This window comes from Kushneria phyllosphaerae, from assembly GCF_900312995.1.
GTDB classification, from domain to species: Bacteria; Pseudomonadota; Gammaproteobacteria; order Pseudomonadales; family Halomonadaceae; genus Kushneria; species Kushneria phyllosphaerae.
Window position 1 is genome coordinate 282898 of the sequence record NZ_ONZI01000001.1, and the last position, 21810, is coordinate 304707.

The 21810-nt window shown below is 57.9% G+C and carries 19 protein-coding genes; 10 read left to right on the forward strand and 9 right to left on the reverse strand.

Features of this window, described 5'->3' with window-relative positions; genetic code table 11:
• Nucleotides 1-69: 69 nt before the first annotated feature.
• The 3 genes from KSP9073_RS01240 to KSP9073_RS01250 all read left to right on the forward strand — a co-directional run bounded on the left by KSP9073_RS01240 (nt 70) and on the right by KSP9073_RS01250 (nt 3026).
• Nucleotides 70-1146, forward strand: coding sequence for an acyltransferase family protein (locus KSP9073_RS01240; RefSeq protein ID WP_108841144.1), 1077 nt, complete (start codon nt 70-72; stop codon nt 1144-1146).
• 149 nt (nt 1147-1295) lie between these two features.
• Entirely contained in the window at nt 1296-1994 is a 699-nt protein-coding gene (locus tag KSP9073_RS01245) for a pirin family protein (RefSeq protein ID WP_108841145.1), read from the forward strand.
• 81 nt (nt 1995-2075) lie between these two features.
• Nucleotides 2076-3026 carry a ribokinase gene (locus KSP9073_RS01250; RefSeq protein ID WP_108841146.1) on the forward strand — a complete coding sequence of 317 codons (951 nt, stop codon included), beginning with the start codon at nt 2076-2078 and terminating at the stop codon, nt 3024-3026.
• A 113-nt stretch (nt 3027-3139) separates the two neighbouring features.
• Here KSP9073_RS01250 and gabT read toward each other — a convergent pair whose 3' ends face one another.
• From gabT to KSP9073_RS01265, 3 genes are read right to left on the reverse strand one after another with little or no spacing between them, the layout of a single operon-like run.
• Nucleotides 3140-4417 (reverse strand): 4-aminobutyrate--2-oxoglutarate transaminase, encoded by a 1278-nt coding sequence (gene gabT / locus KSP9073_RS01255; protein ID WP_108841147.1) that lies wholly within the window; start codon nt 4415-4417, stop codon nt 3140-3142.
• A gap of 26 nt (nt 4418-4443) precedes the next feature.
• Nucleotides 4444-5892, reverse strand: coding sequence for an NAD-dependent succinate-semialdehyde dehydrogenase (locus KSP9073_RS01260; RefSeq protein WP_108841975.1), 1449 nt, complete (start codon nt 5890-5892; stop codon nt 4444-4446).
• Between the two features lie 27 nt (nt 5893-5919).
• Nucleotides 5920-7341 carry an APC family permease gene (locus KSP9073_RS01265; RefSeq protein WP_108841148.1) on the reverse strand — a complete coding sequence of 474 codons (1422 nt, stop codon included), beginning with the start codon at nt 7339-7341 and terminating at the stop codon, nt 5920-5922.
• A gap of 198 nt (nt 7342-7539) precedes the next feature.
• Between KSP9073_RS01265 and KSP9073_RS01270 the strand changes: the two genes are divergently transcribed.
• Complete coding sequence (locus KSP9073_RS01270; protein ID WP_108841149.1) at nt 7540-8979, forward strand: aminotransferase-like domain-containing protein; 1440 nt, start codon at nt 7540-7542, stop codon at nt 8977-8979.
• A gap of 60 nt (nt 8980-9039) precedes the next feature.
• Here KSP9073_RS01270 and KSP9073_RS01275 read toward each other — a convergent pair whose 3' ends face one another.
• From KSP9073_RS01275 to KSP9073_RS01290, 4 genes are all read right to left on the reverse strand, one after another.
• Nucleotides 9040-10212, reverse strand: a complete 1173-nt coding sequence (locus KSP9073_RS01275; protein ID WP_108841150.1) for an ABC transporter ATP-binding protein — start codon at nt 10210-10212, stop codon at nt 9040-9042.
• Between the two features lie 7 nt (nt 10213-10219).
• The gene (locus KSP9073_RS01280) at nt 10220-11095 is read right to left on the reverse strand and encodes a carbohydrate ABC transporter permease (RefSeq protein WP_108841151.1); all 876 of its coding nucleotides are present in this window, start codon (nt 11093-11095) and stop codon (nt 10220-10222) included.
• Complete coding sequence (locus KSP9073_RS01285) at nt 11092-11991, reverse strand: carbohydrate ABC transporter permease (protein ID WP_108841152.1); 900 nt, start codon at nt 11989-11991, stop codon at nt 11092-11094. Before KSP9073_RS01285 ends, KSP9073_RS01280 begins: the two co-directional genes overlap by 4 nt.
• Before the next feature lie 84 nt (nt 11992-12075).
• Complete coding sequence (locus tag KSP9073_RS01290; RefSeq protein ID WP_207771384.1) at nt 12076-13356, reverse strand: ABC transporter substrate-binding protein; 1281 nt, start codon at nt 13354-13356, stop codon at nt 12076-12078.
• A gap of 286 nt (nt 13357-13642) precedes the next feature.
• On the opposite strand from KSP9073_RS01290, the gene KSP9073_RS01295 reads away from it, so the two are divergent.
• The 6 genes from KSP9073_RS01295 to KSP9073_RS01320 all read left to right on the forward strand — a co-directional run bounded on the left by KSP9073_RS01295 (nt 13643) and on the right by KSP9073_RS01320 (nt 18167).
• The gene (locus KSP9073_RS01295; RefSeq protein ID WP_108841154.1) at nt 13643-14506 is read left to right on the forward strand and encodes an arginase family protein; all 864 of its coding nucleotides are present in this window, start codon (nt 13643-13645) and stop codon (nt 14504-14506) included.
• A complete protein-coding gene (locus KSP9073_RS01300; RefSeq protein WP_108841155.1) occupies nt 14494-15249 on the forward strand; it encodes a 3'-5' exonuclease in 756 nt (251 codons plus the stop codon). The genes KSP9073_RS01295 and KSP9073_RS01300 overlap by 13 nt, the downstream gene beginning before the upstream one ends.
• Nucleotides 15250-15398: 149 nt before the next feature.
• Nucleotides 15399-16088: a hypothetical protein gene (locus tag KSP9073_RS01305; RefSeq protein ID WP_133240962.1), complete on the forward strand. Its 690-nt coding sequence runs from the start codon at nt 15399-15401 to the stop codon at nt 16086-16088.
• 57 nt (nt 16089-16145) lie between these two features.
• On the forward strand, nt 16146-16748 hold the full coding sequence (locus KSP9073_RS17445) for a hypothetical protein (protein ID WP_133240963.1): 603 nt from the start codon (nt 16146-16148) through the stop codon (nt 16746-16748).
• Complete coding sequence (locus tag KSP9073_RS17450) at nt 16748-17269, forward strand: hypothetical protein (RefSeq protein ID WP_133240964.1); 522 nt, start codon at nt 16748-16750, stop codon at nt 17267-17269. Before KSP9073_RS17445 ends, KSP9073_RS17450 begins: the two co-directional genes overlap by 1 nt.
• A 484-nt stretch (nt 17270-17753) precedes the next feature.
• Nucleotides 17754-18167, forward strand: a complete 414-nt coding sequence (locus KSP9073_RS01320; protein WP_108841159.1) for a hypothetical protein — start codon at nt 17754-17756, stop codon at nt 18165-18167.
• Between the two features lie 47 nt (nt 18168-18214).
• Here KSP9073_RS01320 and gyrB read toward each other — a convergent pair whose 3' ends face one another.
• Together gyrB and recF are read right to left on the reverse strand one after the other, a co-directional pair.
• A complete protein-coding gene (gene gyrB, locus KSP9073_RS01325; RefSeq protein ID WP_108841160.1) occupies nt 18215-20632 on the reverse strand; it encodes a DNA topoisomerase (ATP-hydrolyzing) subunit B in 2418 nt (805 codons plus the stop codon).
• A 13-nt stretch (nt 20633-20645) separates the two neighbouring features.
• On the reverse strand, nt 20646-21743 hold the full coding sequence (recF, locus tag KSP9073_RS01330; RefSeq protein WP_108841161.1) for a DNA replication/repair protein RecF: 1098 nt from the start codon (nt 21741-21743) through the stop codon (nt 20646-20648).
• Nucleotides 21744-21810: the final 67 nt, after the last annotated feature.

Sequence of the window (21810 nt, forward strand, 5' to 3'; positions counted from 1 at the left end):
TATCCGCATATTTTTATACAAGCATTGGCATTAAGGTGGAGCTAAATTTCTGCTCTGCGATCAATATCCATGACCAAGACAATCGGAATATATGGTGGCCAGCGCATTGCCTGGATCGATGCGGCCAAGGGCGCCTGCATCTTTATGGTCGTGCTATGGCATACCACCATTTTTTCCTATGCCCAGATCGACTTTGGCGGGCTTCCACTTGATAGCTGGTGGACTGGCGCCCTGACGGCCTTCAAGCCGCTGCGCATGCCGCTGTTCTTTTTGATCTCCGGCTTTCTTGCCCATTCAGCCATTACCCGCAAAAGCTGGCAGGAGACCTTCAAGTCCCGCGTGGCTACCCTGTTCTGGCTCTATCTGCTGTGGATGGCCATCAACTGGGTCATCATTTCGTTGATGCGCACCAAGATTCCAGGCGCTGCCGAGATCATCCCGGGCGAGGCCTACACGCTCAACATCATTGAATTCGTGCGTGGCGTATTTCTGGCCGACAGCGGCATCTGGTATCTCTATGCGCTGGTGCTCTACTTCGTGATCTGCAAGACCTTCAATCGGGTCGCCATTCCGCTTTTGATCGTACTGGCCCTGCTGCAGATCTTTTCCGAGCACATTACTGATGTCTGGAACTTCAAGAAGCTGCTGGACTACGGCATCTTCTACGCCATGGGCTGCTTTGGCCGGGACCGGATTGCACACGTCTATGCCGAATTCAGTGCCAAACGCTGGGTACTGGTGGGCGCAGGGCTGCTCGCTTCGATGGCTGTAGCACGCCAGCTGGATATTTTTTACCTGCCGGTCACTCAACTTGTTCTCTCCTGTCTGATGGTCTCCTTTGCCATCGATACCCTCGCGTTGATTCTTCGTTTCTGGCAGATGAGGGCCTTGCAGGCACTGGGCAAAAGGACCCTGCCGGTGTACGTCATTCATATGCTGCTGGTGCACCCTCTGACGCTCTTGATGGTCGATGTCGAACTCAGCGGCTCGGTAGGTCAAATGATCGCCGTCGCCCTGCCCATCGTCATTGCCACGGTCGTCTGTGCCGGCTGTCTGCTGGTGCGCTACCTGCTGGACCATGGCCCGGGCCGCGCGCTGTTTGATTTCCCTGCGCTGCGAAACCGCCCGGTGGCACAGGGCGCCTGATCGTCACAAGCCATGCCGTCTGATGAGCCCCCGGGTACCTCCGGCGGGCGCATTCGATTTTATAGACGCTCAACGCTCATTTTCTGCGGTTGCCATGCAGGAATTCGAAGCAGATGCTGTGAGCATTCCTGACTTTCGGAGAATCTCCCATGCTGACCCTTCGTCCTGGCAGTGAGCGCGGCCATGCCAACCATGGCTGGCTCGAGAGCTATCACTCCTTCTCCTTTGCCGGCTATGTCGACCCGAATCATGTCCAGTTCGGCCCCCTGCGAGTGATCAATGAGGACCGTGTCGCCCCCGGTGGCGGCTTCGGTCAGCATGGCCATCGCGACATGGAGATCTTCTCCTACGTGCTTTCAGGCGAGCTGGCGCACCGCGACACGCTGGGCAACGGCTCCAGTATTGGCCCGGGGCGTGTGCAATTGATGAGCACCGGTACCGGTGTCGAGCACAGCGAGTTCAATCACTCCGGCCAGGCGCCGGTGCACTTTCTGCAGATCTGGCTTTTCCCGCGCGAAACGGGATTGGCGCCGCGCTACAGCGAGGCAGATTTTCCACCTGAGTCAAAGCGTGACCAGCTGCGTCTGATCATCTCCCCGGATGGCCGCAACGGATCACTACGTCTTGAACAGGACACCTTCATTTACGCCACGCTTTTGAACGGGGACACCGCCCTCACCCACGCGCTGGCGCCGGGCCGACGCGCCTACGTGCACCTCATTCGCGGCACGCTCAAGGTCAACGGCAAGTCGCTTGAAGGCGGTGATGCCCTGATGCTGGAAGAAGAAGCGCAGATTGAGCTGGCCGATGGCCGTGACGCCGAAGCACTGGTCTTTGATCTGCCCTGAACCGTCCGTCCAACTTGAATCGACAAAGGGCCTCGTTGTGTTCGATGATCACACCAGATCACTGTCCACAGCGAGGCCACCATGTCCTTACCGAACCAGCCGTCCTCCGGGTCGGCCACCGTCTATAACTATGGCTCGATCAACATCGACCATGTCTACCGCGTACCGCATCTGGTACGCCCGGGCGAGACCCTCTCCAGCACCGACTATCAGGTCGTGCTGGGCGGCAAGGGCGCCAACCAGACCATTGCGCTGGCACGCGCCGGCGGGCAGGTAAGCCACTGGGGGCAGCTCGGCCGTGCCGATGAGTGGGCGCTGAAGACATTAAAAGACGCCGGCGCCGACATCAATGACGTGGCAGTGCTTGAGGGCTCAAGCGGCCATACGGTGATTCAGGTCGATGACGAAGGTGAAAACGCCATCGTGCTGTTTGGGGGCACCAACCAGAGCTTCACGCCCGAGCGCATCGATGAGCTGCTGGCCGGCGCCGACAGCGAGGGCTGGCTGCTGCTTCAAAACGAATGCAATGACATTGCAGACGTTATCCGCCAGGCGCTGGATCAGGGATTGAAGGTCGCCTTCAATCCGGCACCGATGACGCCGGCCATTCGCGAACTGCCTTTGAAGGATCTCTCGCTGCTGTTCGTCAACCGAGGTGAAGCCGCTGCGCTGGTGGACATCGACGAGCAAAGCGATGCCGACGCCCTGATCGAGGCGCTGCAAACGGCACTACCGGGCGTCAATATCGTGCTGACCCTTGGGTCCGAAGGCGCCTGGCGGATCAATGGCGAGCGCAATGAGCCCCTCTATCAACCGGCACGCCCGGTCCAGGCCGTCGACACCACCGGTGCCGGGGATACGTTTATTGGTTACTACATGGCCGCCCTGCAGGCGGGCTGTGACGCCTCCACCTGTCTGGAACGGGCCACCGCTGCCGCCGCACTGGCCGTACAGCGCCCAGGCGCTGCCACCGGAATCCCGACCGTGGACGAGGTCGAAACCTTTTTGCAGATTGCAGGCCGGCCGGAGTAGCGCAGGCGTCACCGCTGCTTTTGAGGCATCAGGACTGTCAATGCATCAAAAAAGGCCCCGCCATTGGCGGGGCCTTTTGTTTCAGACGCGAGGGTCACAGGCGCATAAGCTGCTTATGACTGACCGCTCATTTCCCTGAGCATGGACTCGATCAGGTCCATTCCCTCGTTGAGCACGTCATCGCTGATGGTGACCGGCATCAAAAAGCGGATCGTGTTGCCATAGATACCGCAGGAAAGCAGGATCAGGCCGCGCTCGCGCGCCGTTTTGCAGAGCTTGCCGGCCAGTTCGGTATTCGGCTCGCCCTGGCCGTCGACCAGATCAAACGCGGCCATGGCCCCCAGATGACGCGAGTTGCGCACGCAGTCAAACGAGCGCTCCAGCTGCTGGAAGCGTTCGCCCAGCTTCTCGCCCAGCGCCTGGCTCTTCTCGAGAATGTTTTCTTCCTCGAACACTTCAAGTACCGCCAGTACTGCCGCACAGGAGACCGGGCTGCCGGTATAGGTGCCGCCCAGCGAGTTGCCACCCGAGGCATCCATGACGCTGTCGGTACCGACCACGGCAGAGATCGGCATGCCGTCGGCCATGCTCTTGGCCATGGTCATGATGTCGGGTTCAACGCCGGTATGCTCGATGGCAAACATCTTGCCGGTACGACCGAAGCCGGACTGAACCTCGTCGACGATCAGCAAAATGCCGTGCTCGTCACAGATCTCGCGCAGCGCCTTCATGAAGCTCGGTGAGGCGGCGTGAAAGCCCCCTTCGCCCAGCACCGGCTCGATGACAATCGCGGCGGTATCCTTCGGGTTGGCGTCGGTCTTGAAGGTCATCTTCAGCCCGCGCAGGGCGTCTTCTTCGCTCACGCCGATCGATTCGACCGGATAGGGCGCGCGATAGACCTGGCCCGGCATGGGGCCGAAGTCGGTGCGATACGGCGCGACCTTGCCGTTCATGGCCATGGTCATGAAGGTACGGCCGTGATAGCCGCCAGCGAAGCAGACCACCCCGGAGCGACCGGTGGCGGCACGTGCTATCTTGACGGCGTTCTCCAGCGCTTCTGCCCCGGAGTTGGCCAGCATCACCTTGGCATGCCCGCGCACCGGTGTAATGTGACTGAGCTTTTCAGCCACCTTCACATAGCCTTCATAGGGCATGACGGTCTGGCAGGTGTGCATGACCTTGTCGAGCTGCGCCTTGACCGCCTCAACCACCTTCGGATGGCGGTGACCGATATTGAGCACGCCGATACCACCGGCAAAATCGATAAAGCGCTTGCCATCAGCGTCCCACAGCTCGGCATTTTCGGCACGCTCGGCAAAATGCCCGTCCGCGCTTGCCGCGCCATTGGCCACATAGCGCTTTTTCAGCTCGTTCAGTTCGTTATTGTTCATCCGCAATCTCCTTTGATGTGCAGCAATTACAGCCCGCCAAGACAGACATACTTGAGCTCGGTAAACTCCTCCAGTCCGTGGTGCGAACCCTCTCGACCCAGTCCTGACTCCTTGATCCCGCCAAAGGGCGCCAGCTCGGTCGACAACAACCCTTCATTGACGGCTACCATGCCGTACTCCAGCGCCTCCATGACGTGCCAGATGCGCTTGTAGTCGCGGGCATAGAAATAGGCCGCCAGGCCAAAGGGCGTATCGTTGGCCATCGCAATGGCCTGATCATCCTGGTCGAAACGAAATACCGCCGCCAATGGACCGAAGGTCTCTTCACGGGCCACGGCCATGTCAGGGGTCACGTCGGCCAGCACGGTCGGTGTGTAAAACGAATGTCCCAGCGCGTGTGCTTCTCCACCTTCCACCAGTCGAGCACCCTTGTCGAGCGCATCGCTGACATGGGCACTGACCTTGTCGACCGCCGCCTGATTGATCAGCGGTCCAATGATCGTGCCCTCTTCCATGCCGTTGCCAACCTTGAGCTCCCGCACGCGAGCGGCGAGCTTCTCAACGAAGGCGTCGTAAATACCGGACTGCACCAGAAAGCGGTTGGTACATACGCAGGTCTGGCCGGCGTTGCGGTATTTGGAAGCAATCGCCCCTTCAACGGCGGCGTCGAGATCAGCGTCATCAAAGACGATAAAGGGGGCATTGCCGCCCAGTTCCATCGCCGTTTTCTTGACTGTCGAGGCACACTGCGCCAGCAGCTTCTTGCCCACAGGTGTGGAACCTGTAAACGACACCTTGCGCACGCGCGGGTCGGTGGTCAGCACTTCGCCGACGGCCACAGGGCTTTTGGCCGTGACCACGTTGATGGCCCCTTGCGGAATGCCGGCCTCCAGCGCCAGCGCGGCCAGCGCCAGCGCGGTCAGCGGCGTGGCTTCGGCCGGCTTGATCACGACCGTGCAGCCGGCGGCCAGCGCCGGGGCACACTTGCGGGTGATCATCGCCAGCGGGAAGTTCCAGGGCGTGATGGCCGCCACCACACCGATCGGCTCGCGCATGACCAGAATACGCTTGTCCGCACCGTGTCCCGGCAGGGTTTCACCAGCGATGCGCTTGGCTTCTTCGGCGTAAAACTCGATGAACGAGGCGCCGTAGCCGACCTCCCCGCGTGATTCCGCCAGCGGCTTGCCCTGTTCCAGCGTCATCAGACGTGCCAGCTTGTCGGTGTTTTCAACCACCAGATCAAACCAGCGGCGCAGCAGCCGCGAGCGCTCCTTGGCCGGCACCTTTCGCCAATCAGCCAGTGCCGTCTCGGCAGCAGCGATGGCGTCACGCGTCTCTTCGGCGCCAAGGTCGGCCACGTTGGCGACCAGTTCCCCGGTGGCCGGATTATTGACCGCAAACTGCCGGTCGCCCTCAACCCAGTATCCGCCGATCAGGGCAGCGGCGCGCTGGCTTTTGAATTCAATATCCTGCATATCAATCAATCCCGTGTGTCGAAGATGTCAGCGGTGATAAACGTCCTGCATGACCCGGTCACTGAACGCTCGCCCGTAGCGATTGAGCGCAAAGAGATACATCGCTAGACCGAGCAGCATCCAGCCCCCGAACACCCCCCACTCGATACCGGTCAGCGCTGACGGGCTCCCCGGCAGATAAAGACAGGCCATGGCCAGTGACAGCAGCACCGCCAGCGCGCCGACCACCTGACCATTGCCGACCCTGAAGGGGCGGTCCATATCGGGTTCGCGCTTTCGAAGCACCATGAACGACAGCGCCACGAACAGGTAGGCGATCACGATGCCAAGACCGCCGGCATCCACCAGCCACACCATGGCCGGACGACCCATGAAAGGCGCAATCGTCGACAGCAGGCCGATCATGATGATGGCGTTGGTCGGTGTCTTGTACTTCGGATGCAGCTTGCCCAGAAAGGCCGGCAGCATGCCGGAGTGTGCCAGCGCATAGATGGCGCGCGACCCGCCGATATAAAACGCATTCCAGCTGGTGATGATGCCCGCGATGCCGGCCAGAACCATCAGCTTGCTGCCCCAGACGCTGCCAACCACCGATGCCATGGCATCCGGTACGGACAGCGAGCTGGCCTCAAGCGCCGGCTGATCCAGCATCAGGCTGGTGCCCAGCACAATCAGCGCATACCAGGCCACCGCCATCAGCACCGAGGCAATCAGCACCTTGCCAATATCGCGAAACGGCAGGTCGATCTCTTCGGCCGCCTGAGGGATCACGTCAAAACCCACGAACAGAAAGGGCACCATGACCAGTACCGCCATGATCCCGCCGACAAATCCGCCGCTGGATTCATGGTTAAACAGCGGCGTCATGTTGGCCACTTCACCGGTAAACAGCGCGCCGGTAATGAACATCACGCCCACGACCAGAATCAGGCCCGTCACCAGCTTCTGGATCAGCGCCGCCGTGGTGATGCCGACATAGTTGATCGCCATCATGACCAGCGAACCAATGACCCCGACGGCCACCCAGCTGGCCTTGACGTCCCAGCCGGCCACGGTCCAGAGATGCCCCACGTCATAGCCGGGGACAAGCTGCTCGACCACGGTGGGCAGCGCGACGGCTTCAAACGACACGACGCTCACATAGCCCAGCACGATGCTCCAGGTGCAGATGAAGGAGGCAAAATGACCGAGCGCGCGATAGCTGTAGACGTGCTCACCGCCCACCTTGGGCATGGCCGAGGCCAGTTCAGCGTAGGTCAGTCCCACCAGCAGGACCGCGATACCGCCGATGATGAAGGCAATGATCGCCCCCACACTGCCGGCATCGAGAATCGCCCCGCCGGTCAACACGATCCAGCCCCAGCCGATCATGGCGCCGAAGGCGAGTGCCAATACGTCGGTGCGTGCCAGGACACGCACCAGTTCGCGTGGTTTGGTTGTGCTCTGCATAGGATTTATCCGTCATTATTGTGATCTTTCAGGGCCGGGAGGGTGTTATGGCATGTCACGCGGCATGTTGTGTCTCCCTGCTCACACGCTACCACTGTCCAGGGTCCGGTACGTGAACCACTTGTGTGTTCAGGTAGACCACTGTCTGGCGCCACCGTCATAATGACCTTCTCTTCCGCCCCTGCCCGGACCCCTGTCATGCAGCGATCTTTAGAGGAGGCCCTGAGCGATATTGAAACGGCCTGGCAGCGTCAGCCCGACCGGCTGAACAAGCAGGTTCGTCTGGAGCAGGCCCTGACCACGCTGATCGAACAGCAATGGGTCGACGGCCAGCGTCTGCCGCCCCATCGCCAGATCTGCCAGCGCATTGGCGTGGCACGCAATACCTTGGCCGGCGTCATCGAGCTTTTGCAGTCCCGCCATCTTTTGACCACTCAGCATGGCCGGGGCAGCTGGAGTCTTCGGCCCGCCGTGTCACCGCCCATGGGTGCGGCCTCGCCGGTCGCCCTGTCACAGCGGGCGCAGCGGATTCTCGCCACCAGCGGGGCCAGCCCGATCCAGAGTGGGGCCTTCGTACCCGGCATTCCCGATATTGCCCGTTTTCCGATGCGACGCTGGCGCACGCTCTACGCCACCCTGACCGTGCCGCAAAATGCTCTATTGCTGTCTTATTCAAGCGGCGGGTATGGGCCGTTAAAGCGCGAGATCGCCGATTTTCTGCGCCGCGGCCGCGGTATTGAATGCGCCCTTGAACAGATCATTATCACCGATGGCACGCATCACGGTCTGGAGCTTTGCGCCCTCGCGCTGGCCGATCACGGCGACCGAGTGGTCATGGATTCCCCCTGCTACTGGGGGGCACGCAATGTCTTTCAGGCGACAGGGCTGGGGATCCATCAGTGTCGCTGGCAGCCCGGAACCGGCTATCGGGATCTGTCATCGGCGCTGCACTCGCCGCGCATGCTGTATTTGACCGGGGCCCGCCACTACCCCTTGAGCGTGCCCATGCCGATCGAGGACAAGCGCGCCCTAGTTGAGCAGTTGTCACCGGAGCTTCTCATCGAGGACGACTACGAGTTCTTTGAGGCCCACCATCGGGGACTACTTTTTTCTCCTGATGACGGCCGCTCCATTCTGGCCGGATCGTTTTCCAAGCTGATGTTTCCGGGGCTGCGGCTTGGGTATCTGGTCGTTCCGCGCGCCCTGAGCGGCGCCATCAACAGGGTCAGAAGTGAAGTCTTTCGTGAAGGGCGCATGCTGGATCAGGCGGTGCTGGCAAGGTTCATGGCCGATGGGGATCTCGACCGCTGGTGTCGGCGCATCAACCGCGAATATCTGCGGCGCCAGCAGACCCTGCATGACCTGCTGATTGATCTGCCGGGGGTAATCGATATCTCGCCCCCGGCTGGCACCATCACCCTGTGCGTGACGCTGGCCACCGACATTGATGACGTGCGCCTGACGCGTTATCTGCTCAATCAGTACCGCCTGCTGGTCAAGCCGCTCAGCCCGGTCTGCGCTGCCAATGATCCGCGGCGCGGTCTGGTGCTGGGCATCGGTATGGTCGAGGGGGACACGCTGGAACGCCTGGGGCGCCAGCTCGCCGAAGGCATTCGCCGGTTTGTTGAGCGCAGCTGATCAGCCTCTTGTATCACGACACTGATCAACAGGGCCGGCCAAACACCACCCCCGCTGGCGTCAGACGTTCTGACCGAGCGCTGCCGGTCGAGCGGTCACCTGCGTCGTGGCATCAGTCTCATCGCGAATACGCGCCTCGGTCTCGGGATCGAACGCCACCATGCGTGAGACATCGAAGGCAAAGCGGGTCGACTGGCCCGGGCTCAGCGGCGCGCCGGGGCGCATGCGCGCATTGATGCTGCGCCCACCCAGCCGGGTGACGACGTAGAGGTCGGCCCCGGTGGGCTCAACCAGCGCGACTTCGAGTTCTGCCTCATGGATCTCGCCGTCTTCACGATTGGCACTGGCAGGATCAGTGATCGCCTCCGGGCGCAGCCCGAGCATCACGTCCCGGTCACACCACGCCTCAAGCGCAGCGCGGTCGCGCACGATCGGCAGCGTCACCTCATTGTTGGCGGAGGCGATGCGGGCCACCAGAGCGCCATCCTGGCGTGTGATGCGGGCGGTGACCAGGTTCATCGACGGCGAGCCCATAAAACCCGCCACGAAGAGGTTGTTGGGATCATCGTAGACCGACTGTGGCGTCCCCAGCTGCTGAAGTTCACCGCCACGCATCACGGCGATGCGGGTGGCCAGCGTCATCGCCTCGATCTGATCGTGAGTGACGTAAACGATGGTGGTGCCAAGGCGCTGATGGAGCTGCTTGATCTCGGTACGCATGTCGACACGCAGCTTGGCATCCAGATTCGACAAGGGCTCATCGAACAAAAAGAGCTGTGGCTCGCGTACCAGTGCACGCCCCATCGCCACCCGCTGGCGCTGTCCGCCGGAGAGCTGGGCCGGCTTGCGGTTCAAAAGGTTCTCGATCTGTAAAAGCTCGGCGGCGCGCTGAATCGCTTCACGGCGTTTGGCCTTCGGGACCTTGCGCATCTCGAGCCCGAAGCCGATATTGCCGGCTACCGTCATGCTCGGGTAAAGCGCGTAGGACTGGAACACCATGGCGATGTCGCGACGCGACGGGTGCAGGTCATTGATCCGCTCGCCGTTGAGCAAAAGCTCACCCTCACTGATGGCATCAAGCCCTGCGATCATGTTCAAAAGGGTCGACTTGCCACAGCCGGACGGCCCGACCAGTACCAGGAAGTCCCCCTTTTCGATGGCAATATCGATGCCCTTGAGCACGTGGGTGTCGCCGAAGCGTTTGTGGACGTTGTGAATATGTAGAAAGCTCATGAATGTCTCAGCCCTTGACCGATCCCGACATCAGACCGCGCAGAAAGTATTTGCCCGCCAGGATATAGACGATCAGCGTCGGCACGGCCGCCACCATCGCCGCTGCCATGTTGACGTTGTACGCCTTCACGCCCGTGGAGCTGTTGACCAGGTTATTGAGTGCCACCGTGATCGGTGCACTGTCGCCGGAGGTAAAGGAGACGCCGAACAGGAAGTCATTCCAGACGTTGGTGAACTGCCAGATGATCGTCACCACGATGATCGGAATCGAGGCCGGCAGCAGAATGCGAAAAAATATGGTGAAAAAGCCGGCCCCATCGAGCTTGGCCGCCCGCACCAGCTCATCGGGGAAGCTTTCGTAGAAGTTGCGAAAGAACAGCGTCGTAAAACCGATGCCGTAAACGATGTGTACCAGCACCAGCCCGGTGGTGCTGTTAGCGATATGCAGGATGCCCAGCACCCGCGCCATCGGCAGCAAAACGATCTGAAACGGAATGAAGCAGCTGAACAGAATCAGCCCGAAGACGATCTTGTGGCCGCGAAAGCGCCACTTGGTCAGCACGTAGCCGTTGAATGCTCCCAGAAGTCCCGAAATCAGCACCGCCGGCACCACGATCTTGATGCTGTTGAAGAAGTAGCCATGCACGCCGCTGCATTCGAGCCCGATGCACGCACTCCCCCACGCCTCGCGCCATGGGGCAAACGTCCAGTCACTGGGCAGCGCCAGCATGTTGCCCTGATGGATCTCTTCAAGCGGCTTGAACGACGTCACCAGCATCACGTAGAGCGGCATCAGGTAGAGAATCGCAAACACTGCGAGCACGGCGTACAGCAGCGCGCGAGTGAAGGTATTGCGGCGCGCCACGATGGATCCGGCACTCATGAGCGGGACTCCCGCAGTTCAGAGTAGAGATAGGGAATGATCAGTGCGGCAATCACCGCCAGCATGAACACGGCGCTGGCCGAGGCAATGCCCATTTCGTTGCGCGAGAAGGCGTAGGAGTACATGAAGGTTGCCGGCACCGCGGTGGCATTGCCCGGCCCGCCCCCGGTCATGGCCACGATCAGATCGAAACTCTTGATGGCCAGATGCGCCAGCACCACGATCGCGCTCAAAAAGACCGGACGCAGCTGGGGAATGATGATGCGCAGATAGATCTTCCAGGCCGGCGCGCCGTCGATCTGGGCGGCCTTGATCATCTCGCCGTCGATGCCTCGAAGTCCGGCCAGAAACATCGCCATGATAAAGCCGGTCGCCTGCCAAACGGCTGCGATCACCACGGTATAGATCGCCATGTTGGCATCGATCAGCCAGTTGAAGCTGAAACTCTCCCAGCCCAGCGAGTGCATGGTGCGCTCAAGGCCCAGCCCAGGATTGAGAAACCACTGCCACGCCGTGCCGGTAACGATAAACGACAGCGCCATCGGATAGAGATAGATGGTTCGAAGCGTGCCCTCGGCGCGGATGCGCTGGTCCAGCAGGATCGCCAGCAAAAGACCCAGTGCCGTGCAGGTCACAATATAGAGCAGCCCGAACACCCAGATGTTGTGCAGTGCGATCCCCCAGGTCCAGGAAGACCACAGACGCGACCACTGCCGGGTGCCCGCCCAGGTATAGTCCGGCAGCATCCCGGAGTTGCTAAAGGAGATATAGGTGGTCCAGAGAATGAAGCCGTAAACGAAAAAGAGCACCAGCACGAACGAGGGCGACAGGACGAGCCTGGGCAGCCAGTGCTGCAGGCGCTCGCCAAAACCCCGCGAAGAGGGTGGTTTCGACATCGATTACCTCGGGTCAGGATCATGGCCCCGCCTGTGGTGACGGGGCCGGTTGCGTCGAATCATTGCTTGATCAGAACGACTCGATCAGGAGCGCGCACCCTGCACCGCCATCGCCAGCTGCTCGGCGGCGACGTCACTGGGCATATTGCCGTTGACGAAGGAGGAGACGATATCGAAGACCGCGTTTTTCACCCCGGCAGGCGCCGCGTAGCCGTGTGCCATGCTGCCCATCAGCGTGTTGCTCTCGGCGGCCGTTTTGGCCTGCTCATAGCCACGCTTTGCACAGGCGTCGAGGCCATCAGACGACAGGTCAGTACGGGCCGGCACCGAACCCTTGAGCTGGCTGAAGGTGATCTGGAATTCCGGCGAGCCGATGATTTCGGCCATGGTGCGCTGCATCGACTGCTGCTGATCATCGTCATTTTTGAACATGATCATCAGGTCGCTGTTAAAGGTCACCGCGTCCTGCGTGCCGGGGGTTCGGAAGCACATGAAATCCTGCTCCGGCGTGAGCCCGGCATTGAGGAACTCACCCTTGGCCCAGTCGCCCATGATCTGATAAAGGGCATCGCCCTTGATGACCATCGCGGTGGCCAGATTCCAGTCGCGTCCCGGGGAGTTGTCATCCTTGTACTGCAAAAGTTCACGGAAGCGATCAAACGACTTGATCATGGTGTCGGAATCCAGCGCTTTGGGATCAAGGTCGATCATGGCCTGGCGGTAGAAATCGGCACCGCCGGTGGCCAGCACCACGTTTTCAAACACGGTCGCGTCCTGCCACGGCTGCCCGCCATAGGCCAGACCGGTGTGGCCGGCGTCCTGCGCCTTTTTCATCGAGGCAATGAACTCTTCCCAGGTGTTGGGCTGCTCGATGCCGAGCTCGTCCATCATCGACGTGTTGGCCCACACCCAGTTGGTGGAGTGAATCTCGAACGGTGCGGCAATCCAGTGGCCGCCGCTTTTGGCAAAACGCTGGATCGGCTGCGGGAAAACCTTGTCCCAGTTGCCGGCCTTTGCCACGTCGTCCAGCGAGCTCAGCGCATCACGGTCGGCCCAGTCCTGAGCGTCGTAGCCCAGCACCTGTGCTGCCGTCGGCGGGTTGTTGGAGGTGATCCGCGAACGAAGCACAGCCATCGCGTTGGTGCCGGCACCGCCGGCTACCGGCATGTTCTGCCAGCCGATACCGTCGTCTGCCAGCTTGTCCTTGAGCGCACCAAGCGCCTTCGCCTCGCCACCGGAGGTCCACCAGTTGAGAACTTCAACTTCCCCCTGGCCCTTGCTTTCCTGAGCGAAAGCCGACGACGACAGCAGGATGGCCAGCGGTAGTGCACCGGCCATCAGGCACTTGTTGAACGTTGTTGTCATGGCATGCGTCCCTTTGTGTTGTTGTTAAGGCGAGTCGATATCGTGATCAGGGGAACCCACGAGGGCGGGCGCGAACGTGAGCAGTAAAGAACTATTACTCAGGCATTAGCAGGTCACAATACAACCATCGACGCAGGCGTCGGGAACGTCGCAAATCGATGCCGGACGTCCGGACATCCACTCATCGACAACTCTGGCAGGCCAGTGGCGTCTTTATGAGCGCCTGCGGATGTGATCATTCGGCCATCGTGGCATGATCAACCCCTTTCCCTGACATGGAGACATCATGGTGCAGCAGCCTACCATCACCGCGCCGGCGCCCCTGATCTGCTTTCAGGGCAACTGCGCCGGGCGCAATGCACTTGGCATGACCGGTGCACTCGCCCTCGCTCAGCACCTTGCCCGGCATCTGGACATTCCGCTTCAGACGCTGGGGGCGCCAGGGCAGGCACTGCAGGGCAGCTGGCAAGAGGTGCTGGAAACCATCCGGCCCGATTTTGTCTCGATGGGTCGATATCTGGAAAAGATCCTGAGCGCGGGCAAGCGTCCGGTGCTGACCATGAGCCGCTGCGCCGGTGGACTGGCCACGCTGCCGGTGGTGGCCCGCTATCATCCGCAGGCCTGCATTGTCTGGCTTGACGCCCACGGTGATCTCAATACCCCGGAGACCACCGGGTCGGGTTATCTCGGCGGCATGGTGATTGCCGGGGCCGCCGGACTCTGGGACAGCGGTCTGGGCAGTGACCTCACGCTGGATCAGGTGATTCTGGCCGGTGCCCACCAGCTCGACCCCGGTGAGCAGGCGCTGATCGATGAGGGGCGGGTGTGTCATCTCCCCCCGTCCGAGCTGAGCGTCGAGACCCTGCAGCGCGCCATCAACGGCCGCCCGGTGTATATCCACCTTGACTGTGATGTCCTTCGCGCCGGCGTGGTGCCCAGCGATTATCAGATCGACGATGGGCTTGCGCCCGACGCACTCTCCGAGCTGATGGCTGCCCTTTCCCGGGAAAATGTCATCGGCATGGAAGTGGCCGAGCTGGAATCACACTGGCCCGAGCAATCAGAACCGGCGGATCTGACCGTGCTGGTCGACGCCCTGTCGCCAGTCGTAAAACGCCTGCTGACCGAAGATGCCCCATGCGCGCCCTGATTCACGATTTTGAAACCGCCGGCGGCAGCGCACGTGAGTGTGGCGTGGTTCAGCTGGCCGTGCTGGGCGGGTCGCTGGGAGAGGATGGCGCCTTCGATCAACAGTGGCAGTCCAGCGAGCGCTATCACCCGGGCGGACCGATTGACCCGGCCACCACCCGGGTACACGGCGTTCATGATGAAGACGTCGCGCACTGCCCCGACTATCGCCAGGCCGTGCCCGCGGTCTACCGGGAAGCGGCGCGTCAGGGCTTTGATACGCTGGTGATCGGCTACAGCAATACCGGGTTCGACAACGTGATCGCGCGCCGGCTGGGGCTGCGTCCCCGGCGCAGTCTGGACCTGTTCATTCCCGCCTATCGGCTCAAAAAGCGTGACGGTCTGGAAAGCGCATCACTGGGTAACATGTACCGCGAACTGACCGGCGGCGACCCCGTCAACGCCCATGACGCGCTGGCGGATACACGCATGACCGCTGCGTTAATCCCCCCGCTGATGGCGCGCTTTGGTCTTGACGACTTCCCGGCGTTTCTTGACTGGGCCACCACCGGCCAGCCAGTGCCCGGCCTGCGCCTGCGCTTTGGCCCGGGGCGAGGGCAAATGATCGAGTCACTCGATGACGAGACCCTGACCGAAGCAATAAGCGGATGGCGCGGCGGCAATATCGACGTATATGCTTCATTGAAAAATGAGTACACTCGGAGAGGACTTTCCTTGATACCTGAGCAGAGATATCTGTTTTAATCACATTAAGATAGAATTGACCTCTACATTCAACCAAGCTTAGCTTGTAATTAATAATATAAATTACATCAAACAACATTCAAAATTTTTTAACTCAAACCGTTAAAACATAGCATTTAAAAACGTTCTCACCACTTATAAGGTTCTCTATGGAAAATAGCCACGAATCCAATCAACTCCATTTTTTTACTAATAACTCAGATATCTTACCAAAGCCTCATGTCATAACAAATCTTTTACCCAAGCTTGCGCAGTTTGATTTAATGCCTACTTACGGCCAAGAGTTTAACCCTAACTCAGGAGAAAAAAGACAATTTATAATAATGATGTCTCCTGATGAAAAAATCCGTGTTGAATTTCAATTAAGAAGGATTGTCATTGTGTCAGAAGCATCTAGCCAACAAGAATTTAAAGGAGATGCAATTTCAATATTAAAAAAGCTGTATGAAATTTATCCTAGTAAAAAAGGAAATAGAATTTCGATATTAAACACTCGCATTTACGAAGGCGACTTACAAGAGTACTCTGATCTTTATAAAAAACTTTTTACTTATCACCAAGCCGACCCATTTGAATGGGAAAACCAAATCGCAGAAAGAGAAAATATTGAGGGGTCTGAAGAGGTATTCAATTGCATTAGCACGATCCGAAGATGCCAAATCTCTGCAGCTTTTATGAATAATGGGGATATTACAGATGCTATAGTCAATGAGATTGATATCAATACATTGCCAACAAAAACTGAAGAAAGGTTTGACCTGAACAATAGCATTCAAACATATGAAAAACTTTTTGAGAAAAGTGGATCATCTATGTCCAAACTAAACAGATATTTTTAGACTTAACTGTCTTCAACTATTTTCAAAAAGTATTAAATTAAGAGGTGCGCAAAAGGTATGGAAGGCATATATAAGGCGCAGTCATCAAATGTGACCACACCAAGTACTCTAAAAAATAAGTTTGAGGCACTAAATTCTTATTTCTTAAAGGAGATTTATAAATCTTCAAACTTGAGCAGAAAATTTGAAATTTCATCTTCAACTAAAAATGACACTGCAGACACTGATATTTCTGTATTGTCGAGGAGTTATGCAGACCAAATTATTAGATCAGCAAAGCTTGACGAATACATTGAAGGAGAACGTAGTAAAACTGAAATGCTTATGGATATGTTTTATAAATCAAATAAAGACGCTTTTAGAGATGGTTTTCAAAAGGCTTGGATTGAAATATACAAACTGAAAGACTCAGAATTAATGAGTACCTTTGTAAACATAAGCTCAGGAATATCTTACGAAAAACTTCAAGATAAAGCAGATGCTTTAATTTTTGGTGCTTACGCGCATCAAAGCACTAAAGTTAACGATGCCATTATAAGAGCTGTAGAGTCTTGGGAACAAAAAGAGCATATAACTATTCTTGAAGAATTGAAGCCATGTGATATAAATTGGCTAGAAGAATACAAACAGCAAGTTATCGAGCATCTGAGAGATATCTAATGAGCGTCTTACTTCGTAAAATTTCATTTGTAAAATGGGAGCCTAATAAGGAAAGAACTGTCGACCACTTTACTGCCGACGCCATAACCGGGTGCACTAGAACCAGTAAAAATACTTTATCTGTCTGGAAGTCAGAAACTTGCGACTTTGATTCAGATGAAGCTAAAAGTCTTATTGTTGCCATGGCATCTACAATGGAAAAACCAGATACTATAGACTTAGTATGGTTAGAACAAACTTGGCTAGAAAATAATCATATTCAAATACAAGAAACTGCCGGCAACTCAAGATACAATGCTATGAATCACTTACATCGCGACTTATACAACCTCGATCATAAAGCATTGGGAATCGTTGGCGCTCATATAGTCGACAGATTAAAAATTGATCATTTTTCAAAACGATTTTCTAAAACAAAATTAATACAGATCGTTGCAGAATGGGTCTATCAAAAACAAAGAATAGATATCGACTTGTTCTCTGATAAATGGATAGAAGCGCTTGATAAGTACAAGACGTAAAAACATATACTTCATCCAAGGTTTATTTCTTATTTAATGCACTTATTTTATACGGCCACATACAGAGTGGCACTAGCAAAACTGTTTCATTTAAAGACTACTTACCCATAGCAAGTGAGTTAACTAAAATAAAAATTGATTTAAAAAGCCCAATTTCATACTAAGAATACGAGCGAATCAGATACTCGAGTTCACTATCAGCATATTATGTTTAATAAAATCTAAATGCGACTCGAATGCATGCTATGTGCTAAACATCGCATCGATACTAACAGAATTCTCAATAAAGATTTTGAGAATGCAATGTTTTTCCAGTTTTATGGCGATTCTTTCAAAATTAGTTTTCATTTATATTTTTAAAGCCTAATGCTTTATATGGATCATCCAAGAGCGTAGATCTCTTATCACGATGTGGTCGGCACCTCCTACAGCTACAACAAGCTCGCCAACAAGGCCGTGACAGAACCCGCCGACAGGAGCACGCATGCCCCCCGTTGTTCAGAAGGAACCCACCGGCTGCGGTATCGCCGCCTGCGCGGCGCTGGCAGGGCTGGATTATGAAACCGTGCGAACCCGGGCCGCAGCGCTGGGCATTCACGCCAGTGATCGCACGCTCTGGTCGGACACGCCCCATGTAAGAAGACTGCTGCGCGCGCTGGAGATTGATACGGATCCAAACGAGCGTCCCTTTACCGGCTGGCAGGACATACCGGATCGCGCGCTGCTGGCGATCAAGTGGCGCCTCATCGACGGGGTGCCCTTCTGGCACTGGGTCGTGTTCGTGCGCGAGGCGGGAGAGAGTGTGGTGCTGGACTCCAAGGCGGCACTCAAGAACAACGTGCGCCGTGACTTTGGCCGCATGAAGCCGAAGTGGTGGATCGAAATCGGCCCGGCATAAAAAAACCGGAGCACAGAGCTCCGGTTGGGTCGAACAGCAGGCGCGAATCAGATATCCAGATTCGCGACCAGTGCGTTCTTCTCGATGAAGTCACGGCGGGGCTCGACCTCATCACCCATCAGGGTGTTGAACATCATGTCGGCGCCAATGGCATCCTCGATCGTGACCCTGAGCATGCGGCGAACGTCCGGGTCCATGGTGGTTTCCCACAGCTGGTCCGGATTCATCTCACCCAGCCCCTTGTAGCGCTGGATGCTGAAGCCACGGCTGGCCTCGGCCATCAGCCAGGTGAGGATGTCGTGGAAGTTCTCGACCGGCTTTGAACGCTCACCGCGGGCAATGTAGGCGCCCTCTTCGAGCAGACCATCAAGCGCCTTGTTGAGCGCGACCATGGCGGCATAGTCGACCGACTGGAAAAAGCCCAGACCCAGCGGATAATCGGTTTCCACCCCGTGGGCGCTCAGCATGGCCGCCGGCAGGTACAGACCGCGCTCCTCGCTATGGATCAGACGGAAGGTATAGCGCGGACCACCTTCATAGGCGATAAGCTGGTCCATATCGGCCTGCAGGGCCTCGACCCAGCCTGTCATCGCGCTCTTGTCTGTCAGCATCTCTTCACTGACCGGCGCGGCATAGATCAGACGCTTGAGGACGTCGGCGGGATAGACGCGCGCCAGACGGTCCAGACGGTCCATCACGTCACGATACTGATGCACCAGCTTTTCGAGATGCTCACCGCCGATGCCCGGGGCGTCAGAGTTGACGTGCAGCTGCGCGCCATCAAGGGCGGTGGTGGTCAGATGCTGGATCAGCGCCGCCTCGTCCTTGAGATACATCTCGTTCTTGCCACGCTTGATCTTGTACAGAGGCGGCTGGGCAATAAAGATGTGGCCGCGCTCGATCAGCTCCGGCATTTGACGGAAGAAGAAGGTCAAAAGCAGCGTGCGGATGTGCGAGCCATCGACATCGGCGTCGGTCATGATGATGATCGAGTGATAGCGCAGCTTGTCGGCGTTGAACTCTTCACGACCGATGCCGCAGCCCAGCGCGGTGATCAATGTGCCGACCTCGACCGAGGACAGCATCTTGTCAAAGCGGGCCTTCTCGACGTTGAGGATCTTGCCCTTGAGCGGCAGGATCGCCTGGGTGCGACGATCACGGCCCTGCTTGGCGCTGCCGCCGGCAGAGTCACCCTCGACCAGGTAGATCTCCGAACGGGTCGGGTCCTTCTCCTGACAGTCGGCCAGCTTGCCGGGCAACCCGGCAATGTCGAGCGCGCCCTTGCGTCGTGTCATCTCGCGCGCCTTGCGGGCGGCGTCACGGGCACGGGCCGCGTCAATCATCTTGTTGACGATCGCCTTGGCATCCGCGGGGTTTTCCAGCAGGTAATCGGAGAGCTGGCGGCTCATCTCCTGCTCGACGGCCGTTTTCACCTCGGAGGAGACCAGCTTGTCCTTGGTCTGCGAGGAAAATTTCGGGTCGGGCACCTTGACCGAGATGATCGCGGTCAGACCTTCACGGGCATCATCGCCCGAGGTCGCGACCTTGGATTTTTTCTGCAGCTCTTCAGCCTCGATGTAGCTGTTGAGGCTTCGAGTCAGTGCACCGCGAAAGCCCGCCATGTGCGTGCCGCCGTCGCGCTGCGGAATGTTGTTGGTATAGCAGAAGATGTTTTCGCTGTAGCTGTCGTTCCACTGCATCGCCACTTCTACCGCAATGCCATCCTCACGCTCGGCATTGAAGTGAAACACCGGGTTGATGGTGGTGCGATTGACGTTGAGATGATTCACGAAGGCACGCAGACCGCCTTCATAGTGGAACAGCTCCTCGCGACCGTCGCGCTCGTCGAGCAGACGAATCGCCACGCCGGAGTTCAGAAACGACAGTTCGCGCAGGCGCTTGGCCAGAATATCGTAGTGAAACTCGATATTGGCAAACGTGTCCGCCGACGGCTTGAAATGAATCTGGGTACCGGAGCGTTCGGTATCGCCCACCACTGCGAGCGGCGATTGCGGCACGCCGTGCTTGTAGATCTGCTCGTGGACCTGATTCTTGCGCCAGATGGTGAGCTTTAACTGCTCGGAGAGCGCATTGACCACCGAGACGCCCACGCCGTGCAGTCCGCCGGACACCTTGTAGGAGTTGTCGTCGAACTTGCCGCCAGCGTGGAGCACGGTCATGATCACTTCCGCGGCCGACACGCCTTCGGAGTGAATATCGGTCGGAATGCCACGACCGTCATCGGAAACGGTCACGGATTCGTCGGGATGGATGACCACCCGGATTTCGCTGCAGTGGCCGGCCAGGGCCTCGTCGATCGAGTTGTCGACGATTTCAAACACCATGTGATGCAGGCCGGTGCCATCATCGGTATCGCCAATGTACATGCCCGGGCGCTTGCGTACCGCGTCCAGTCCCTTAAGAACCTTGATACTCGATGAGTCGTAAGCCTGTGGTTCGCTCATTGATGCTCCCGGGTCATCGTGCCGTCGGCATGTTTGCCAGACGACCCTGTTTCACGTGAAACCTTTTTACATCGGTATCGACATGCCAGTGCCCTTCAAGCGAGGCGGGTTCGATACCGGTCAGAAAGGTCTGACAATTCATCTGTTCCAGCAGCCGACAAAAGGCGCGGCGGTGCTGCTCGTCAAGTTCGGCTGCCAGATCATCGATCAGATAAAGGCAGCGGTGGCGGTCCTTTTGCTCCAGAAGCCGTCCCTGCGCCAGTTTCATGGCGCTGACCACCAGCTTCTGCTGTCCTCTGGAGAGCACTTCAGCGGCCGGATAGCGGCCCATGCGCAACCGTATATCCGCACGCTGAGGCCCCTGCTGGGTAAACTTCATCTGCCGGTCGGTGGCCACCCCCTCCAGAAGAATCTCCTCAAGCGGGCGATTCCTGTCCCAGCCACGGTAGTAGCGCAGCGACAGGTCCGGCAGATCGATCAGCTCGGCAAGCGTTGCACTGAACACGCCTGAAAAGTGCGCCATCCAGTCATTGCGCATGGCGTCCAGCCGATCGCTCCAGCGCGCCAGTTCGCGGCTCCAGAGGGCCAGCGACTGTTCATCAATTCTATCATGTCTGAGCAGTGCATTCCGATGTTTGAGCGAGCGTCTTACCCGGCGCCAGACATCGAAAAAATCGGGATAAACGTAAAACACTCCCCAGTCGAGAAACTCGCGCCGCGCGGCAGGCGCGCCTTCGATCAGGCGAAAGGCATCCGGGTTGATCAGCTGCATGGGCAGATGACGGGCCAGCTCGGCAATGCGATCAATTTTCTCGCCGGCCACCCGCACGCTGAGCCCGTCACTATCGCGACGACGCTCCACGCCCAGCGGCAGGGCCGGGTCTCCGGTCAGCCGGCCAAACAGCGTCAGGGCATCCTGATCGTGGGTGATGGCATGCTTGAGCTGACGGGTGCGAAAAGAGCGTCCCATGCCCAGAATATGCAGGCCTTCCAACAGGCTGGTCTTGCCGCTGCCGTTGTCGCCGAAAATCAGATTAACGTGCGCACCCGGCTGCCAGGTAACGGCCGGCAGGTTGCGCAGCCCCTGAAAATGAAGATGATCAAGCGGCATGGCGATCCGAAAGGGACGCGCGCCCGGCTGATGCCGGGCGCTGGTGTGGCAGAGAGACTGGCAGGCA

What these genes read in the sequence shown, in the direction of transcription:
- KSP9073_RS01240 (WP_108841144.1), top strand. Translation starts at nt 70, where the DNA reads ATGACCAAGACAATCGGAATATATGGTGGCCAGCGCATTGCCTGGATC.
- KSP9073_RS01245 (WP_108841145.1), top strand. Translation starts at nt 1,296, where the DNA reads ATGCTGACCCTTCGTCCTGGCAGTGAGCGCGGCCATGCCAACCATGGC.
- KSP9073_RS01250 (WP_108841146.1), top strand. Translation starts at nt 2,076, where the DNA reads ATGTCCTTACCGAACCAGCCGTCCTCCGGGTCGGCCACCGTCTATAAC.
- gabT (WP_108841147.1), bottom strand. Translation starts at nt 4,417, where the DNA reads ATGAACAATAACGAACTGAACGAGCTGAAAAAGCGCTATGTGGCCAAT.
- KSP9073_RS01260 (WP_108841975.1), bottom strand. Translation starts at nt 5,892, where the DNA reads ATGCAGGATATTGAATTCAAAAGCCAGCGCGCCGCTGCCCTGATCGGC.
- KSP9073_RS01265 (WP_108841148.1), bottom strand. Translation starts at nt 7,341, where the DNA reads ATGCAGAGCACAACCAAACCACGCGAACTGGTGCGTGTCCTGGCACGC.
- KSP9073_RS01270 (WP_108841149.1), top strand. Translation starts at nt 7,540, where the DNA reads ATGCAGCGATCTTTAGAGGAGGCCCTGAGCGATATTGAAACGGCCTGG.
- KSP9073_RS01275 (WP_108841150.1), bottom strand. Translation starts at nt 10,212, where the DNA reads ATGAGCTTTCTACATATTCACAACGTCCACAAACGCTTCGGCGACACC.
- KSP9073_RS01280 (WP_108841151.1), bottom strand. Translation starts at nt 11,095, where the DNA reads ATGAGTGCCGGATCCATCGTGGCGCGCCGCAATACCTTCACTCGCGCG.
- KSP9073_RS01285 (WP_108841152.1), bottom strand. Translation starts at nt 11,991, where the DNA reads ATGTCGAAACCACCCTCTTCGCGGGGTTTTGGCGAGCGCCTGCAGCAC.
- KSP9073_RS01290 (WP_207771384.1), bottom strand. Translation starts at nt 13,356, where the DNA reads ATGACAACAACGTTCAACAAGTGCCTGATGGCCGGTGCACTACCGCTG.
- KSP9073_RS01295 (WP_108841154.1), top strand. Translation starts at nt 13,643, where the DNA reads ATGGTGCAGCAGCCTACCATCACCGCGCCGGCGCCCCTGATCTGCTTT.
- KSP9073_RS01300 (WP_108841155.1), top strand. Translation starts at nt 14,494, where the DNA reads ATGCGCGCCCTGATTCACGATTTTGAAACCGCCGGCGGCAGCGCACGT.
- KSP9073_RS01305 (WP_133240962.1), top strand. Translation starts at nt 15,399, where the DNA reads ATGGAAAATAGCCACGAATCCAATCAACTCCATTTTTTTACTAATAAC.
- KSP9073_RS17445 (WP_133240963.1), top strand. Translation starts at nt 16,146, where the DNA reads ATGGAAGGCATATATAAGGCGCAGTCATCAAATGTGACCACACCAAGT.
- KSP9073_RS17450 (WP_133240964.1), top strand. Translation starts at nt 16,748, where the DNA reads ATGAGCGTCTTACTTCGTAAAATTTCATTTGTAAAATGGGAGCCTAAT.
- KSP9073_RS01320 (WP_108841159.1), top strand. Translation starts at nt 17,754, where the DNA reads ATGCCCCCCGTTGTTCAGAAGGAACCCACCGGCTGCGGTATCGCCGCC.
- gyrB (WP_108841160.1), bottom strand. Translation starts at nt 20,632, where the DNA reads ATGAGCGAACCACAGGCTTACGACTCATCGAGTATCAAGGTTCTTAAG.
- recF (WP_108841161.1), bottom strand. Translation starts at nt 21,743, where the DNA reads ATGCCGCTTGATCATCTTCATTTTCAGGGGCTGCGCAACCTGCCGGCC.